Source organism: Thauera chlorobenzoica (genome assembly GCF_001922305.1).
Taxonomy (GTDB): Bacteria; Pseudomonadota; Gammaproteobacteria; order Burkholderiales; family Rhodocyclaceae; genus Thauera; species Thauera chlorobenzoica.
Genome location: NZ_CP018839.1, coordinates 2,563,703 through 2,580,461, shown reverse-complemented (window position 1 = coordinate 2,580,461; position 16,759 = coordinate 2,563,703). Strand labels below are relative to the sequence as shown.

Here is a 16,759-nt window from a genome sequence, read left to right as displayed (position 1 = left end):
CGCTCAGGCGCGCGTGCCGACCGACTCCAGCAGCCGGCGCACGCCGTATTCGCACATATCGAGCACGCGCTCGAAGTCCTCCGCCCCACCGTGATACGGGTCCGGCACTTCATCCGCGAGACCCGAATCCGCGGCGAACTGCATGAACAATCCCAGGCGCGGCCGATACGGCTCGGGACAGCGGTCTTGCATGATCTCGAGATGGCCACGATCCATCGCCAGCAGCAGGTCGAAACGCTCGAAATCCTCCGCCACCAGCGCCCGCGCCCGGAGCGCCGACAGATCGTAGCCGCGCTGCGCTGCCGCGCGTTGGGCACGCCGGTCCGGCGCCTCGCCGACGTGGTAATCGAGCGTGCCCGCCGAATCGACCGTCACCGTCCCTGCCAAACCTGCAGCCGCGAGCAGATCGCGGGCGACGCCTTCGGCGGTGGGTGACCTGCAGATGTTTCCGGAACACACGAACAGGATTTTCAGCATTTTCCCCTCTCCCTGTCAGACGCTGCCGTGCTGGTCGGCGCCGAACGCGCGCCGGCGCAGCTTGAACAGTTCGTCACGAGCCGCGGCGGCCTTCTCGAACTCGAGATTGCGCGCGTGCTCCTGCATCTCCTTCTCGAGGCGCTTGATCGCCTTCGCCAGCGCCTTTTCGTCCATCAGCGCATAGTCGGCGGCCTTCCCGGCGATGCGGGCGACGTCGCGCCTGGCGCCATCGGCATCATAGACGCCGTCGATGATGTCCTTGATCCGCTTGGTGACCGTCTTCGGCACGATGCCGTTGGCCGTATTGAAGGCGACCTGCTTCTGCCGGCGGCGCTCGGTCTCGCCGATTGCCGCCTTCATTGAATCGGTGATCCGGTCGGCGTAGAGGATGGCGGTGCCGTGGATGTGGCGCGCGGCGCGGCCGATGGTCTGGATCAGCGAACGCGCGGAGCGCAGGAAGCCCTCCTTGTCGGCGTCGAGGATCGCCACCAGCGATACCTCGGGGATGTCGATGCCTTCGCGCAGCAGGTTGATCCCCACCAGCACGTCAAACTCGCCCAGGCGCAGGTCGCGGATGATCTCGACGCGCTCCACGGTGTCGATGTCCGAGTGCAGGTAGCGCACGCGGATGCCGTTGTCGGCGAGGTAGTCGGTGAGATCCTCGGCCATGCGCTTGGTCAGCACCGTGACCAGCACGCGCTCGTTCACCGTGAGGCGCTTCTTGATCTCGCCGAGCAGGTCGTCCACCTGGGTCAGCGCCGGGCGCACCTCCACCACCGGGTCGATGAGCCCGGTCGGGCGCACCACCTGCTCCACGACCTGGCCCTGGTGCTGCTCCTCGTAGGCCGCCGGCGTGGCGGAGACGAAGATCGTCTGCGGCATCAGGCGCTCGAACTCGTCGAATTTGAGCGGCCGGTTGTCGAGCGCCGAGGGCAGGCGAAAGCCGTAACCGACCAGGTTCTCCTTGCGCGAGCGGTCGCCCTTGTACATGCCGCCGACCTGGCCGATGGCGACGTGCGACTCATCCACGAAGAGCAGCGCATCGGCCGGCAGGTAGTCGATCAGGGTCGGCGGCGGCTCGCCCGGCGCGCGCCCGGAGAGATGGCGCGAGTAGTTCTCGATGCCCTTGCAGAAGCCCATCTCGTTCAACATCTCGAGGTCGAAGCGGGTGCGCTGCTCGATGCGCTGCGCTTCCACCAGCTTGCCCTCGCGCTGGAACAGGGCCACGCGCTCGGCCAGCTCCGCCTTGATCGCCTCGATCGCCTGCAGCACGGTGGCGCGCGGCGTCACGTAGTGACTGGACGGATAGACGGTGAAGCGCGCCAGCTTGTGCTTGAGGTGGCCGGTTAGCGGATCGAACAGGGTCAGGTGCTCGATCTCGTCGTCGAACATCTCGATGCGCACCGCGAGTTCGGCGTTTTCCGCCGGAAAGACGTCGATCACGTCGCCGCGCACGCGGAAGGTGCCGCGGCGAAAGTCGATGTCGGCGCGGGTGTACTGCATCGCCACCAGGCGCTGGATCAGGTCGCGATGCGCCATGCGCTCGCCTTCGCGCAGGTGCAGGATCATCGCGTGATAGTCGACCGGGTCGCCGATGCCGTAGATGCACGACACGGTGGCGACGATGACGACGTCGCGGCGCTCCATCAGGCTCTTCGTCGCCGACAGCCGCATCTGCTCGATGTGCTCGTTGATCGACGAGTCCTTCTCGATGAAGAGGTCGCGCGAGGGCACGTAGGCTTCGGGCTGGTAGTAGTCGTAATAGCTGACGAAGTACTCGACCGCGTTCTCGGGCAGGAACTCCTTGAACTCGGCGTAGAGCTGCGCCGCCAGGGTCTTGTTCGGCGCCAGCACCAGCGCCGGTCGCCCCATGCGGGCGATGACGTTGGCCATGGTATAGGTCTTGCCCGAGCCGGTGACGCCGAGCAGGGTCTGGAACAGCAGACCGTCTTCGACCCCTTCGCACAGCAGGCGGATCGCCTCGGGCTGGTCGCCGGCGGGCGCAAAGGGCTGGTGCAGGCGGAAGGGGCTGCCCTCGAAGCCCAGCACCGCAGCTTCTCCCGCCGCGGCCGGATTTCCTGCCGCCGCCCCCTCTCCCACGTTCTTGCCTCGACGCGTCATGCTAGAATTTCCGTTTGTTTTTCAGCGGTTCGCCCCGGAGTGGGGCGCACACGCCAAAGCGTCGATTATTTCCCAAATCGCGCCTCGAGGCACGCAATGCCGTCCCCCGAGCCGCGGCCGATCTGCCCGCACAACCGCAACAACTGGAGTTTCCATGTCCGCTTCGATCTTCGCCGCCGTCGAGATGGCGCCCCGTGACCCGATCCTTGGCCTGAACGAGGCCTTCGCCGCCGACACCCGCGCCGAGAAGGTCAACCTCGGCGTCGGCGTGTACTACGACGACAACGGCAAGATCCCGCTGCTGGCCGCAGTGCGCGCCGCCGAGAAGGCCCGCCTCGAAGCCATGCCGCCGCGCGGCTACCAGCCGATCGAAGGTCTCGGCGCCTACAACAGCGCCGTGCAGAACCTGCTGTTCGGCAAGGACTCCGCCCTCGCCAGCAGCGGCCAGGTCGTCACCGTCGAAGCGCTCGGCGGCACCGGCGCGCTGAAGGTCGGCGCCGACTACCTGAAGCGCCTGCTGCCCGGGGCCACCGTCTACATCTCCGATCCGAGCTGGGAAAATCACCGCGCGCTGTTCGAGTCCGCCGGCTTCCCGGTCGAGAACTACCCCTACTACGACGCCGCCACCCGCGGCGTGGACTTCGCCGGCATGAAGGCCAAGCTCGACAGCCTGCAGCCGGGCTCGGTCATCGTCCTCCACGCCTGCTGCCACAACCCGACCGGTGCCGACCTCTCCGACGCGCAGTGGGACGAAGTCGTCGCCGTGTGCCGCAACCGCGGCCTGATCCCCTTCCTCGACATGGCCTACCAGGGCTTCGCCGACGGCATCGCCGCCGACGCCGTCGCGGTGCGCGCCTTCTCCGCCAGCGGCCTGCAGTTCTTCGTCTCGAGCTCGTTCTCGAAGAGCTTCTCGCTCTACGGCGAGCGCGTCGGCGCGCTGTCGATCGTCACCGCCAGCAAGGAAGAGGCCGGCCGCGTGCTGTCGCAGGTCAAGCGCGTGGTCCGCACCAACTACTCCAACCCGCCCACCCACGGCGGCGCCGTCGTCGCCGCGGTGCTGAACTCGCCCGAACTGCGTCAGATGTGGGAGGACGAACTGGCCGGCATGCGCGAGCGCATCCGCGCCATGCGCACCGGCCTCGTCGAGCAGCTCAAGGCCGAAGGCGTGGCGCAGGACTTCTCCTTCGTGATCAAGCAGCGCGGCATGTTCTCCTACACCGGGCTCACCGCCGCCCAGGTCGAGAAGCTGAAGGCCGACTTCGGCATCTATGCCGTATCCACCGGCCGCATCTGCCTCGCCGCACTGAACTCGAAGAACATCGGCTACGTCGCCAAAGCGATCGCCCAGGTCGTCAAGGACTGACCCAACCCGGCCAGGGCGGCAGGCTCGCAAAATCTGCCACCCCAGCCTTGACGAGCGCGCATCCGTTGCCTAGAATGCGCGCCTCTGTTCCCCGATAGCTCAGTCGGTAGAGCGCCGGACTGTTAATCCGTAGGTCCCTGGTTCGAGCCCAGGTCGGGGAGCCAAGTTTCAGGACTTGGTGCTTCTCCAAGGAACAGCAAGTCGCGGCAAAAGCTGCAAAAAAGTAATTCCCCGATAGCTCAGTCGGTAGAGCGCCGGACTGTTAATCCGTAGGTCCCTGGTTCGAGCCCAGGTCGGGGAGCCAGCTTCAAACGAGAATGCCATCCTTCGGGATGGCATTTTTCGTTCACGGGATCTCAGAGCGGGCATCAGCGCCGTTTTTGGTCGCCCTGCACCCTCCGATCTTGGGTCTCGCTCCGCGACCGAACTACACAGCCACTACCACCGCAGGCGAGCTGCCTCACGCTCCTGATCACCGATCCGATCATGCCAACCACCACCCTGTGAGCCGGGCGTTTAGCCGCCAGCCCGGACGCACCAAGAAGGCGGCGATGGCCGGACCGGTCATCATCACCGGGCGCGGGCGCCCGACCCACGTGCGGCTCTCCTTCGAGGCCTGCCGCGCACTGCTCCCACCGTATCCTTTCGCCAAGATCCCCCTGTTTTGCCTATAATCTCCATGTTAGCTATTTCAGCCAGGAGACTGATCATGCGTACCGTGACCTCCGTCGAGGCCCAGAATCGCTTCGGCGAGTTGATCGACAGCGCCCAGCGCGAACCGGTCACCATCACCCGTCGCGGTCGCCCGGTGGCTTTTGTCCTGTCGCCCGCAGACATGAAGGAGTTGCTGGCTGTCCGTGAGCAGCGCGAACGCGTTGTCAGCGATTTCGAGGCCTTCTTCCGCTCCGCGGATGCGCGCCTCAAACCCGAGGCGCTCGACCTGTCCGACAGTGATGTGCAGCGGATGGTGAATGAACTTCGTTAAGCGGGTTGTCTTCGACACCAGCACGCTCGTCAGCGCAGCCCTTCGGCCCACATCGATCCCGCGCCAGGCTTTTCTGAAGGCGATCGCGCAAGCCGAATTGTGCGTTTCCGATTCGACGCTTGCCGAACTCGCTGAGGTCATGTCGCGAGAGAAGTTCGACCGCTACCTCGACCGCGATCTACGCCAGCAGTTCGTCGAGCTCTACCGCCGGCACGCACGGCTGTTCCACGTTTCCGAGGCCGACGAGACGATGCTTCAGGAGCCTTGCCGCGACCCGCGCGACAACAAGTTCCTGGCCTTGGCCCTTGCCTGCTCGGCCGATGTCGTCGTCAGCAGCGATGAGGACTTGCTGACGCTCAACCCCTATCGCCGAATTCCGGTTGTCCTGCCACGGGACTTTCTGGAACGCTGAGCCGGGATGTAGAAGAGGGTGCTGCGTCTGCCCGTCTGCAAGTCGGCGACCTTCAAACGCGACTCGGTCGTCGAGTCCTGCCCTGCCGGCACGAATGCTCCGGAACATGGTCTACTGCCCAAGTTCGCTCACGCAGCGCAGGGGAGGCCTCGAGGGGAACCGATGGCCGAGGAGACGATCATGCATGTCCATGATTTTCCGAAGATGCTGTATTCGTATTCCGAAGGATGGTCGGATCTGGTCCGCATCCACCCTTCGGTGATGCGGGTCTTCCTGATGTACGTGGTGCCGATGTCGCTGATTCCGCCGGCGATGCTGCTGTACTCGATGTTCGTGACCCCCGGCGCGGTGTTTCCCGCCGCAGTCCCGGAAATCAGCGCATTCGAGGCCGGCGCCGTGTTCGTCGCCTTTTTTGCCGCGCAGCTGCTGATGGTGCCGCTGATGGCGAGCCTGATCCAGCAGATGGGCGACGTCATCGGCGCGCGCCCGGACTTCCACGACGCATTCATGCTCGCCGCGGTGGCGCCGACGCCGTTGTGGCTCTGCGCGCTGGTGCTCTTCATCCCCTCGGGGTGGGTAGCCGGGATCGCGCTCGCCGCCGCCTGGGTGGCTTCGGCGGCGCTCATCTACCACGGCATCGAGCCGCTGTTCAAGCTCGACGACCATGCCAAGTCGCGCGTGCTGGGCAGCTTCGTGCTCGCCACCGGGGTGGCCGCGTGGCTCGCGCTGATGGCGGTGCTCGCCCTGCTGCTGAGCATGATCGTCGGCCTGAGGTGAAGACTGCGCAACGGGAGCGCGCGCGCCGCGTCAGACCCCGTGCCGCCGGCGATGCTGGCGCGCGCCCGCCGCACCTTCGGTTTCGGAATAGGCGTGCCGTGCCGCCGTCATCTCGGCGAGCACGGTGGCGATCTTGTGATTGAGCGTGCCTTTCGGAATCACGCCCTTCGCGTCGGGTTCGCCGGCCTCGACCCCGGTGAGCACGGTCATCGCCTCATCCACGGTCTTCACCGCATGAATATGGAAACGCCCTTCGCCTGCCGCCTGCACCACGTCTTCACGCAACATCAGGTGGCGCACGCTCGCCGCCGGAATGACCACCCCGTGCGTGCCATCCAGCCCACGCACGGCACACAGGTCGAAGAAGCCCTCGATCTTCTCGTTGACGCCGCCGATCACCTGCACCTCGCCGAACTGGTTCACCGAACCGGTGATCGCAAAGCGCTGCTGGATCGGGATCTGGGTCAGCGCCGAGAGCAGTGCGCACAGCTCGGCCAGCGACGCAGAGTCGCCCTCGACCGGGGCGTAGGACTGTTCGAACACCAGGCTCGCCGACAGCGACAGCGGCTGATGCCGGGCATAGCGCGCGGCGAGGAAGGCCGACAGGATCAGCACCCCCTTGGAATGGATGGCGCCGCCGAGTTCGGTCTCGCGCTCGATGTCGACGACGTCGCCTTCGCCCATCCGCACGGTGGCGGTGATCCGCACCGGATGGCCGAAGCGCTCGGCGGCCAGCTCCACCACCACCAGGCCGTTGATCTGGCCGGCGCGCTCGCCGTCGGTGGAAATCAGCGTCGTCCCGTCGAGAATCGATTCGCGCACCCGGGTGGGGTAGCGGTTGCAACGCCGCGCACGTGCCGCCAGCGCATCCTCGACTTCGGCACGGCCGGTGGCGGCGAGCCCCTTCAGGCGGGCGTGGTAGTCGGCCTCGCGCATCAGGTCGGACAGCGCGCGGGTGTTCAGCGACAGCCGACCGGCATCCTCGGCCAGCCGCGACGCCTCCTCCACCAGGCGGGCGACGCCGCTGCGCTCGATCGGCAGCAGCTTCGCCCCGCGCGCCAGCAAGGCCATCAGGCGGGCGTATTCGCACTCGTTTTCCGGCGTGCGCGGCAGATCGTCGTTGAAGTCGGCCGCAACCTTGAACAGGTCGGCGAACTCCGGATCGTGCTCCATCAGCAGGTAATAGACGTCCCGGTCGCCCACCAGCACCACCTTCAACGCGCTCGGCAGCGCCTGCGGCTCCAGCGTCAGCGCCCCGCTCCAGCCCTGAGCTTCGGCCGGCGGCTCGATGCGGATCTCGCCCGCGCGCAGGCAGCGCTTGAGCCCTTCCCAGGCGAACGGCTGGGCCAGCAGGCGCTCGGCATCGAGCACCAGGTAGCCGCCGTTGGCGCGGTGCAGCGCCCCGGCGCGGATCAGGTTGAAATGGCTGACCTGGTTGCCCTGCTGCACGATGTGCTCGATGCGCCCGATCAGGTTGCCGTAGCCGGGATTGTTCTCGAACACCACCGGCGCGCCCCGCGAGGCGGAATGATCGACCAGCAGCTTGACCTGGTAGCGATGGTAGCGGGTGTTTTCCTCGGGCTCGGCGACCTCATCTTCTTCTTCGTCGAGCATCGTGCCCTTGATCGCGCTGTCGAGCACGTCGAGCGCCACCGCATCGACAAACGTCAGCACCTCGGGCAGGTCGACGTGGGCCTCGCGCACGCTGCGCAGCAGGTGCGACACCGCCGGCTCCAGCACCTCATGCTCGGCGCGCTCGATCGACTCGCGCACCGCCTTGCGCCAACCGGGAAACTCGTTGAGCAGGTCTTCCAGCTTCTCGCTCCAGGCGGTGACCCGGCCTTCGATCTCGTGGCGCTCGGCCTCCGGCAGGGCCTCGAACGCTTCCGGCGAGATCACCTCGCCCTCGCGCGTGGGCGCGAACACGAAGCCTTCGGGTGTCTGCAGCAGGGAGATGCCTTCAGCACCACAGGCCTGGCCCAGTTCGCGCAGCGCGCCTTCCTCGCGTGCCTTGTGCGCGCTTTGCAGCGCCTCGACGCGCTCGGTGTGGGCGTCGCTGTCGAGCGCCGCCCCCAGCGCCGGCCCCAGTTCGCGGATGAAGGTCTGCATGTGCGCGCGCAGCGCTGCGCCGCGGCCGGCGGGCAAGGTCAGCAGGCAAGGCTTGAGCGCCTCGTCGAAATTGTGCAGGTAGCACAGATCGGGCGGCACCGGCTCGGTCGCGGCGCGCTCGCGCAGCAGGCGGAAGGTGGTCGCATGCTTGCCGCTGCCGGTCTCACCGAGGACGAACACGTGATAGCCGCTGTGGCCCATCGCCAGGCCGAAGCGGATCGCCTCGACGGCGCGCTCCTGCCCCAGGTCGCCGGCATGGTCGGCAAGGGATTCGGTGGTATCGAAGCTGAAGCAGGCGGGGTTGCAGCGGGTACGCAGTGCCGTCGCCGGCAGCGGCACGAGTTCGGCCATATTCGTTTTTTCTCCTGGTGCCGGATCGGTCCGGAGCGCAATCATACACCGCCCGCCGATGCCTCCCTCTTGCCCCCCTCGCCCAGCGCCCGAGTCCCCGGCGACGATGCCCGTCTTGCGCCGTTGTGCCCCTGTACCGATAATCGAGGCGTCCGTTTCCAGTGCCCATCATGAAAGTCATCCCCATCCATGAGGCTGCAGCACCCGCCCTCGCGCCCGCCACCGGCCAGCCCCCCGCTGCGGGCGAGCTCCTGTCCGACCGCCGCGGGCGTCATGTGCGCGACCTGCGCATCTCGGTCACGGACCGCTGCAACTTCCGCTGCATCTACTGCATGCCGCGCGAAGTGTTCGGCGACGACCACGCCTTCCTGCCCCGTCGCGAACTGCTGAGCTTCGAGGAAATCCTCCGCGTGGCGCGCCTGTTCGTCGCCCACGGCGTCAGGAAGATCCGCATCACCGGCGGCGAGCCGCTGCTGCGCAAGGACATCGAGCGCCTGATCGGCATGCTGGCAAGGCTCGACGGCGTCGAAGTCACCCTCACCACCAACGGCGTGCTGCTGCCCAGACTCGCCCAGCGCCTCAAAAACGCCGGCCTGCACCGGGTCACGGTAAGCCTGGACGCACTCGACGACGCCTTGTTCCGGCGCATGAACGATGCCGACTACCCGGTGGAAAAAGTGCTCGAGGGCATCGAGGCGGCGCGCAGCGCCGGGCTGGGGCCGATCAAGATCAACATGGTGGTCAAACGCGGCACCAACGACAGCGACATCGAGGCGATGGCCGGACACTTCCGCCACAGCGGCCACATCCTGCGCTTCATCGAGTTCATGGACGTGGGCGCCTCCAACGGCTGGAAGATGGACGAGGTCCTGCCCTCGCGCGAAGTGATCGCCCGCATCGACCGCCTGTTCCCGCTCGAAGCGATCGACCCCAACTACGAAGGCGAAGTCGCCGAACGCTGGCGTTACAAGGACGGCGGCGGCGAAATCGGCGTGATCTCCTCGGTAACCCAGGCCTTCTGCTCGAGCTGCACCCGCATCCGCCTGTCCACCGAAGGCAAGCTGTACACCTGTTTGTTCGCCCAGGCCGGCCACGACCTGCGCGCCCTGCTGCGCAAAGGCGCCGACGACGCCCTGCTCGACGCGGCGATCGCCAGCGTGTGGCAGCAGCGCGAGGACCGCTATTCGGAAATCCGCACCGCGCAAACCGCCGCCCTGCGCAAGATCGAGATGTCCTACATCGGCGGCTGAGGTGCCCGGCAGGACCGCCGCCCGCGCACAGCGCCGGTCCCGTCCCGCCACCGGCACCCGGCGTCCCCGCCCGGCTCCCCTTGCGCGTGCCCCCAGGACACCCGCGGCCCACGAACCCGGCCGCTTGCAGAATACGGTTTCCGCCCCAATCTGCTACAAGTCTTCCCATCGACATCGAACTCCCGCCCCATTCCACCCGATCCGGCTCGCCCCGCCCCGCTCACGCGGCAAGCCCGAACATCCGAACGGAGAACAAGCAATGCGCCAAGCCGAGCGTGCAATTTTCGACCTGCGACGCGGCCTCCCCATCCTGTTGCGCGACGCCGGCCGCAACGTCCTGATCCAGGCGGTCGAAGGTCTCAACGACGATACCCTCGCCGCGGCCCAGGCGCTCGCCGGATCGGCCGCACGGCTGGTGCTCAGCCGCCACCGCATGGCCGCCCTCGGGCAGACGGTGGACGGCGACGCCCAGGAACTCGCCTTCGAGTCCCTGCCCGCCTGCCAGGGGTTGCGCGAGCTGGCGTGGACGCGCGGCGTCCGGCTGCCTGCACAATGCACGGCGAAGCCGGCCGAGCGCTGCGAGGATGCCGCAGTCCGCCTGCTCGCCCGCGCCCAGCTGGTGCCGGCGGCGATCGTCTGTCCGGTCTCGCCGGCACAGGCGGCGGCGGTGGCGGCGGAAGTCGCCAGCGGCATGCTGCTGGCGGTCGATGCAGACGAAGCCTTGCGCCTGTGCCACAGCGGCTCCGGCCAGCTCACCCGGGTGAGCGAGGCGCGCGTACCACTGTCGGAAGCGGACGACAGCCGCTTCATTCTCTTTCGCGAAGCCGACGGCATGCACGAGCATGTCGCCATCCTCATCGGCGAGCGCGCACGATGGCCGGAGGCGGTGCCGGTGCGCCTGCATTCGTCCTGCCTGACCGGCGATCTCTTCGGCAGCCTGCGCTGCGACTGCGGCGAACAGCTGCGCCGTGGAGTGGCCGCGATCCGCGCCCAGGGCGGCGGCGTCCTGCTGTACCTGACCCAGGAAGGGCGCGGCATCGGGCTCGCCAACAAGCTGCGCGCCTACGGCCTGCAGGACGAAGGGCTGGACACCATCGACGCCGACCAGGTGATCGGCTTTTCCAAGGACGAGCGCAATTTCCGCGTCGCCCACGAGATGCTCGAGCAGCTCGACGTCTCCAGGGTGCTGCTGCTGACCAACAACCCGGGCAAGGTCGAGGCACTCCAGCGCGCCGGCATCAACGTCGTCGCCCGCCAGGCGATCTACGGCGAAGTGACGGCGCAGAACCAGCGCTACCTGCACACCAAGGCCAACCGCCACGGCCACTGGCTGCACGACCTGCTCAACGAGCAGGACGAACCGGCGTCAGCCGAGCCCGAGCGTCTGCCGGCACCGGGCGCCGCCGGAGGCGCCTGACCCCCGCCCCGGAGCATCGCCCGGGCTGCTGGCGCAGGGCGCTGCTACTGCTCCTCGGCCGGGCGGACGAAACGGTAGAGCAGCGTCCGGCACGTGCCGCAGGATACGATCCGGCGCTCGTCCTTGCCGTGGGTCAGGCCTTCATCCTTGAGTTCGGCCGCGCCACAGGCGACGCAGCGCGGCGCGGCCTGCCCATGGGCCGCGAGGTAAGCGCCGAGTTCAGGAAGGTCCCGCTTCTGCTGCTCGATCCGGTTGAACTTGCGCAGGATCATCCACATGGTGAAAAACACCAGCATGATGAAGAGGATCGGGAAGGGAATCGAGGACATGGGGCAGAAGCCTGGTTCGAGAGTCTGAGTGGTTCGAACGATACGGGGAGACGGCCGCCCGCGCCCTGTCCGCAATCAAGTTTGCGCCCCGGCCTCGTCGGCCAGCTCGTCGAGCTGCGCCGACTCGATCTTGTGGAAGTGGGCGCTGATCTTGCGGCTGGAGGTGTGCACGTCCTGCACGTCGCGGCTGGCCTGCTCGATATGGCGCGCAAGCGCAGCCATGCGTTCGTCGAAACGCTGGAAATCCTTCGCCAGCTTGGCGAGGGCATCCTGGATGACGTGGATCTGCTTGCGCGTCTCGACGTCCTTGAGCACCGCGCGCGCGGTGTTGAGCACCGCCATCAGCGTCGTCGGCGACACGATCCACACCCGCTTGTGCTGGGCGTAGGCGACGACCTCCGGGTGGTAGGCGTGGATTTCGGCGAACACCGCCTCGGCCGGCAGGAACAGCACCGCACCGTCGGAGGTCGTGCCGGGGAGAATGTACTTGCCCGCGATCGCATCGACGTGGCGCTTGACGTCGGTGCGGAACGCCTGCTGCGCGGCGCGGCGGTCGAGCTCGGCGGCATCGGCGTCGAACATGCGGTGGTAGTTCTCCAGCGGGAACTTCGCATCCACCGCCACCTTGCCGGTCGGCGCCGGCAGCGTCAGCAGGCAATCGACGCGGGTGCCGTTGGGCAGCACCTGCTGGAAAGCGTAGGCGTCGGGCGGCAGCGCATTCTGCACCAGGGCCTCGAGCTGGACTTCGCCGAAAGCCCCGCGCGCGCGCTTGTCGCCGAGCAGCTCCTGCAGGCTGACGACGTTGGTCGTGAGCCCGTCGATCTTCTTCTGCGCCTCGTCGATCGTCGCCAGCCGCGCCATCACGCTGGCGAAAGTTTCGTTGGTCTTGCGAAACCCCTCGTCGAGGCGCTGGCTCACCTGCCCGGACAGCGTGTCCAGGCGCCCGTCCACGCTCTGGGTCAGCGCCTGCATGCCGCGCGACAGCTGCAGCGACGCCGCGCTCAGCCCACGCTGCAGCAGATCGCGGTCGGCGCGCGCGTGTTCGCCGATACGATCGGTCTGGCGTGCCAGGCCTTCGTGCAGGTCGCGGAGGATTTCACGGTGCTGCGCCGCCAGGCGGTCATCGAGCTGCTCGGACAGCGCCTCCGCCAGCCGGCGCTGCAGGCCGCGCTCGTGGGCGAAGCTGCGCAGCAACAGCCAGGCCGACAGCAGCACGGCGGCGCCGAGGAGAGCGAAAATCGTTTCAGTCTGGGTCATCGAAGCGGAGTCCAGGGTTGCGGGAGCCGCGGATGAACGGCATACGGTCGAAGGGCATGTTCGGCGCGGACCTCAACCGAGCGCCCGCAGGCTCACCAGGGGCGGACGCGACAGAAGCCCGCGCATGCCCAGCCAGCCGCCACCGACCACGCCCGCGGCACCGAGCAGCGCCCCGGCCAGCACCGGAGCGAGAGCGGGAGCATAAGGCATCCCGAACACCTGCCCGGCCAGCACCCAACCGATCGCGCTCGCACCGAGGCCGGCCAGCCCCCCGGCGACGCAACCGAGCACGAGGAACTCGGCAAGCACGGCCTGGCGCACCTGGCGGTTGCGCGCACCGAGCGTGCGCAGCATGGCGAACTCGTATCCGCGCTCGTCGTGGGTGGCCTGCAGCGCAGCGTACAGCACCACCAGGCCGGCGAGCACGGCAAAGCCGAACACGAACTGGACGATCACGATCAGCTTGTCGGTCATCGCCTGCACTTGTGCCAGCACCGCGGCAACGTCGATCACGGTGAGGTTGGGAAAGCGCTCGATCAGCTTGGTGGTGAAGCCGTGCGCCGAGGGCGGCAGGTGGAAACTGGTGATCAGGCTCGCCGGATAGGTTTCGAGCAGGCCCGGCGCGGCGATGAAGAAGAAATTCACCCGCATCGAATCCCAGTCGAGCCGGCGCACGCTGCTGATCGGCGCCTCGACCCGTTCCCCGCCGACCTCGAAGGCGACCCGGTCCCCCACCTGCAGGCCGAAGGTCTGCGCCAGCCCCTTTTCCACCGAGAACTGCGGCACACGCTCGCCACCGTGCCAGCGCCCCGCCTCCACCGCGTTCCCGGCGGGCAGCTCGGCGGTGTAGGAAAGGTTGAATTCACGCTGCGCCAGCCGGCGGGTACGGGGGTTGTCGAAGTCCTCGGGGGCGACCGCGCGGTCGTTGATCGCCACCATGCGCCCGCGGATCATCGGCTGGATTTGCGGCACCGGCAGCCCTTCGGCGGCGAACAGCGCATCGAGTCCGGCACGCTGGTCGGGCTGGATATTGATGACGAAGCGGTTGGGCGCATCCGCCGGCGCCAGCCGCCGCCAGTTGTCGAGCAGGTCGGCCCGGACCAGGGTCAACAGCAGCAGGGCGGTCATGCCCACCCCGAGCGCCACCGTCTGGATGACGCTGGCCCCCATCCGGCGGCCGAGCGCAGCCACGCCGTAGCGCCAGCCGCCGCCGCGCAGGCTGCCTGCGCCCTTGAAGCGCACCGCCAGCCACAGCACGCCCCAGGCCGCGAGCGCGAACAGCCCGAGGGCCACGGCGAAGCCGGCGGCGACCATCGCTCCCAGGCGCGCATCGGCGGCGATCCAGAACACCAGCGCAAGCAGGGCCGCCAGCCCCAGCGCCCAGGCCGCGCCCGAGACCGGCTCGGCAAACGCGAGTTCACGGCGCAGCACACGCAGCGTACTGACCCGCCCCAGGCGCAGCAGCTGCGGCAGCACGAACCCGGCCAGCAAGGCCATCCCCACCACCAGCCCATGGGCCAGCGGCAGCAGCGAGGGTGCGGGCAGCTCGGTGGCGAGGAGTTCGCGCAGCCCAGCTGCCAGCCCCCACTGCACCGCCCAGCCCAGCGCGGAGCCGGCTGCAGCCGCAGCCAGACCGAAGAGGGCGAATTCGCCGATCACGATTCCCAGCACCTGGGCCTGGCCTGCGCCGAGCACACGCATCACCGCGCAGCCGTCGAGGTGGCGGGCCATGAAGCGGCGCGCCGACAGCCCCACCGCAACCGCGGCGAGGATCACCGCGAGCAGCGCCGCCAGGCGCAGGAAGCGCTGCGCCTGGTCGAGCGCGGCGCGCACTTCGGGGCGGGTGCTGTCGATGCTCTCCACCGCCTGCCCCCGTTCGAGGCGGGCCCGCGCCCACTGTTCGTAGGCCGCCACCGCCGCCGCCGGCCCGGCCACATGCAGCCGCCAGGTGGCGCGGCTGCCCTGGGCGAGCAAGCCGGTGGCCTCCAGATCCTCGAGGTTGAAAATCGCCCTTGGCAACAGGCTGAAGAAGTTGGCCCCGCGGTCGGACTCGAAGCTGACCATTGCGCCGACGCGGAACTCGAGCTCGCCCAGCCCGACGGACTCCCCGATATCGACGCCCAGCTCGGCGAACAGGCGCTCGTCGAGCCACAATTCACCCGGCTCGGGCACCCGCCCAGCCACCGCATCGGCCTGGTTCGGCCCCGGCGCGATGCGGATCGCGCCCCGCAGCGGATAGCCTTCCTGCACCACTTTGACGCCCGTCAGCGCGGCTGTCGACCCGGTGCTCGCCATGCTGGTGAATAACACCGTGGTCGCGCTCTGCAGCGCACGCGCGCGCGCCTCGTCGATAAACTGCGCCGGCCACGGACGGTCGGCGCGCAGCAGCAAGTCGCCCCCGAGCAGCTGGTTGGCCTCGCGGTCGAGCGCACGGCCGACGCGGTCGGCAAGAAAGCCGACGCTGGTCAGGCTCGCCACCGCAATGACGATCGCCAGACCGAGCAGGTGCAGTTCGCCCGCGCGCAGGTCGCGCAGCATCATCCGCAAGGCCAGGCGCAGGTTCCGCATCATTCCACCACCCTCACTTCACCGTGGCAAGCAGGTTGCGCACGAGTTCGCACCAGTAAGCCACGCCAATGCTCAGGACTTCGTCGTTGAAGTCGTAGTTCGGATTGTGCAGCGTGCACCCGCCCGCTCCCGGGCCGTTGCCGATCCACACGTAGGCGCCCGGCCGGCGCTCGAGGAAGTAGGCGAAGTCCTCCGCACCCATGCTCGGGCGGCGATCGGTGAACACCCGCTCCGCGCCCACCACTCCCCGCGCCGCATCGGCGCAACGAATCGCTTCGGCGGCGCTGTTGAGCGTCGGCGGATAGCCACGGCGGTAGGCAAACTCGAGCTGCACGCCGTGGCTCGCGGCGACCCCTTCGGCGACCTGGCGCAGCCCCTGCTCCAGCATGTCGCGCACTTCGGCGGAGAAGGTGCGCACCGTGCCGCACAGCTCGGCACGGTCGGAAATCGCGTTATAGGCCTCGCCGGCATGAAAGCGGGTCACCGACACCACCGCCGCATCGATCGGGTCCACGCGGCGGCTGACCAGGGCCTGCACTGCCTGCACGAAGGCCGCCCCCGCCAGCAGCGGGTCCGCGCCCAGGTGGGGCATCGCCGCATGCGCCCCCACCCCCAGGAAGCAGACATCGAAACGGTCGGCGCTGGCCATCACCGGACCGCTGTGCACGGCGAAGCTGCCGGCTTCCATGCCCGGCCAGTTGTGCATGCCGAACACCGCCTCCATCGGGAAGCGCTCGAACAGGCCGTCGGCGATCATCGCCGCCGCCCCGCCCTCGCCCTCCTCGGCAGGCTGGAAGATCAGATACACGGTGCCGTCGAAATCACGCCGTGCCGCCAACGCCTCGGCGGCACCGAGCAGCATCGTGGTGTGGCCGTCGTGGCCGCAGGCGTGCATGCAGCCGGGGACGGTGGACGCGTGGGCGAAGGTGTTGCGCTCGGTGATCGGCAGCGCGTCCATGTCGGCGCGCAGGCCGATCGCGCGCAGGCCGCGTCCGCCGCGAACGACACCGATCACGCCGGTGCCGCCGATGCCGCAGTGGGTCTCGATCCCCAGTTGCTGCAGATGGCGGGCGACGAGCTCGGCAGTGCGATGCTCCTTGAACGCCAGCTCGGGATGGGCATGGAGGTCGCGCCGGATGGCGGTGAGTTTGCCGTGCAGGGGCCGGACGGCTTCGAGGACGCTCATGGCTGCACCGTGTGGTCGGGTTCGGTTCGGGGGGTCGAGTGTATTACAGGGGCGGACACGGACGGCAGCCGGCTCGTGCCTTACCCGCACCGATGGGCTGCTGCCGGTGTGAAAGCCCCGCTCCACCCGAAGTTCCCGCCCGGCGCGGCGGGGCCGG

13 protein-coding genes and 2 tRNA genes are annotated in these 16,759 nt (G+C 68.2%); 8 read left to right on the top strand and 7 right to left on the bottom strand.

Annotation, left to right across the window (positions count from 1 at the left end; genetic code table 11):
• Window positions 1-3: 3 nt before the first annotated feature.
• Together Tchl_RS11915 and uvrB are read right to left on the bottom strand one after the other, a co-directional pair.
• On the bottom strand, window positions 4-477 hold the full coding sequence (locus tag Tchl_RS11915) for a low molecular weight protein-tyrosine-phosphatase (RefSeq protein WP_075148616.1): 474 nt from the start codon (window positions 475-477) through the stop codon (window positions 4-6).
• 15 nt (window positions 478-492) lie between these two features.
• A complete protein-coding gene (gene uvrB / locus Tchl_RS11910; RefSeq protein WP_075148615.1) occupies window positions 493-2,598 on the bottom strand; it encodes an excinuclease ABC subunit UvrB in 2,106 nt (701 codons plus the stop codon).
• Window positions 2,599-2,752: 154 nt separating this feature from the next.
• On the opposite strand from uvrB, the gene Tchl_RS11905 reads away from it, so the two are divergent.
• From Tchl_RS11905 to Tchl_RS11880, 6 genes are all read left to right on the top strand, one after another.
• Entirely contained in the window at window positions 2,753-3,961 is a 1,209-nt protein-coding gene (locus Tchl_RS11905) for an amino acid aminotransferase (RefSeq protein ID WP_075148614.1), read from the top strand.
• An 88-nt stretch (window positions 3,962-4,049) separates the two neighbouring features.
• A tRNA-Asn gene (locus tag Tchl_RS11900) sits at window positions 4,050-4,125 on the top strand.
• Window positions 4,126-4,189: 64 nt separating this feature from the next.
• Window positions 4,190-4,265 (top strand) — tRNA-Asn (locus Tchl_RS11895).
• 405 nt (window positions 4,266-4,670) lie between these two features.
• Complete coding sequence (locus Tchl_RS11890) at window positions 4,671-4,946, top strand: type II toxin-antitoxin system Phd/YefM family antitoxin (RefSeq protein ID WP_075148613.1); 276 nt, start codon at window positions 4,671-4,673, stop codon at window positions 4,944-4,946.
• Entirely contained in the window at window positions 4,933-5,358 is a 426-nt protein-coding gene (locus tag Tchl_RS11885) for a putative toxin-antitoxin system toxin component, PIN family (RefSeq protein ID WP_075148612.1), read from the top strand. The genes Tchl_RS11890 and Tchl_RS11885 overlap by 14 nt, the downstream gene beginning before the upstream one ends.
• A 180-nt stretch (window positions 5,359-5,538) precedes the next feature.
• Window positions 5,539-6,135 (top strand): Yip1 family protein, encoded by a 597-nt coding sequence (locus tag Tchl_RS11880; RefSeq protein ID WP_075149706.1) that lies wholly within the window; start codon window positions 5,539-5,541, stop codon window positions 6,133-6,135.
• A 30-nt stretch (window positions 6,136-6,165) separates the two neighbouring features.
• Here the strand turns inward: Tchl_RS11880 and Tchl_RS11875 are convergent, their stop codons facing one another.
• Entirely contained in the window at window positions 6,166-8,595 is a 2,430-nt protein-coding gene (locus Tchl_RS11875) for a Lon protease family protein (RefSeq protein WP_075148611.1), read from the bottom strand.
• 170 nt (window positions 8,596-8,765) lie between these two features.
• Between Tchl_RS11875 and moaA the strand changes: the two genes are divergently transcribed.
• Window positions 8,766-9,845 (top strand): GTP 3',8-cyclase MoaA, encoded by a 1,080-nt coding sequence (gene moaA / locus Tchl_RS11870; protein WP_075148610.1) that lies wholly within the window; start codon window positions 8,766-8,768, stop codon window positions 9,843-9,845.
• 259 nt (window positions 9,846-10,104) lie between these two features.
• On the top strand, window positions 10,105-11,262 hold the full coding sequence (gene ribA, locus Tchl_RS11865; protein ID WP_075148609.1) for a GTP cyclohydrolase II RibA: 1,158 nt from the start codon (window positions 10,105-10,107) through the stop codon (window positions 11,260-11,262).
• A 44-nt stretch (window positions 11,263-11,306) separates the two neighbouring features.
• Here ribA and Tchl_RS11860 read toward each other — a convergent pair whose 3' ends face one another.
• The 4 genes from Tchl_RS11860 to Tchl_RS11845 all read right to left on the bottom strand — a co-directional run bounded on the left by Tchl_RS11860 (window position 11,307) and on the right by Tchl_RS11845 (window position 16,602).
• Window positions 11,307-11,591, bottom strand: coding sequence for a hypothetical protein (locus tag Tchl_RS11860; RefSeq protein ID WP_075148608.1), 285 nt, complete (start codon window positions 11,589-11,591; stop codon window positions 11,307-11,309).
• A 75-nt stretch (window positions 11,592-11,666) separates the two neighbouring features.
• The gene (locus Tchl_RS11855; protein WP_075148607.1) at window positions 11,667-12,848 is read right to left on the bottom strand and encodes a DNA recombination protein RmuC; all 1,182 of its coding nucleotides are present in this window, start codon (window positions 12,846-12,848) and stop codon (window positions 11,667-11,669) included.
• 72 nt (window positions 12,849-12,920) lie between these two features.
• Complete coding sequence (locus tag Tchl_RS11850; RefSeq protein WP_075148606.1) at window positions 12,921-15,419, bottom strand: ABC transporter permease; 2,499 nt, start codon at window positions 15,417-15,419, stop codon at window positions 12,921-12,923.
• Window positions 15,420-15,429: 10 nt separating this feature from the next.
• Window positions 15,430-16,602, bottom strand: a complete 1,173-nt coding sequence (locus Tchl_RS11845; protein ID WP_075148605.1) for a M20 aminoacylase family protein — start codon at window positions 16,600-16,602, stop codon at window positions 15,430-15,432.
• Window positions 16,603-16,759: the final 157 nt, after the last annotated feature.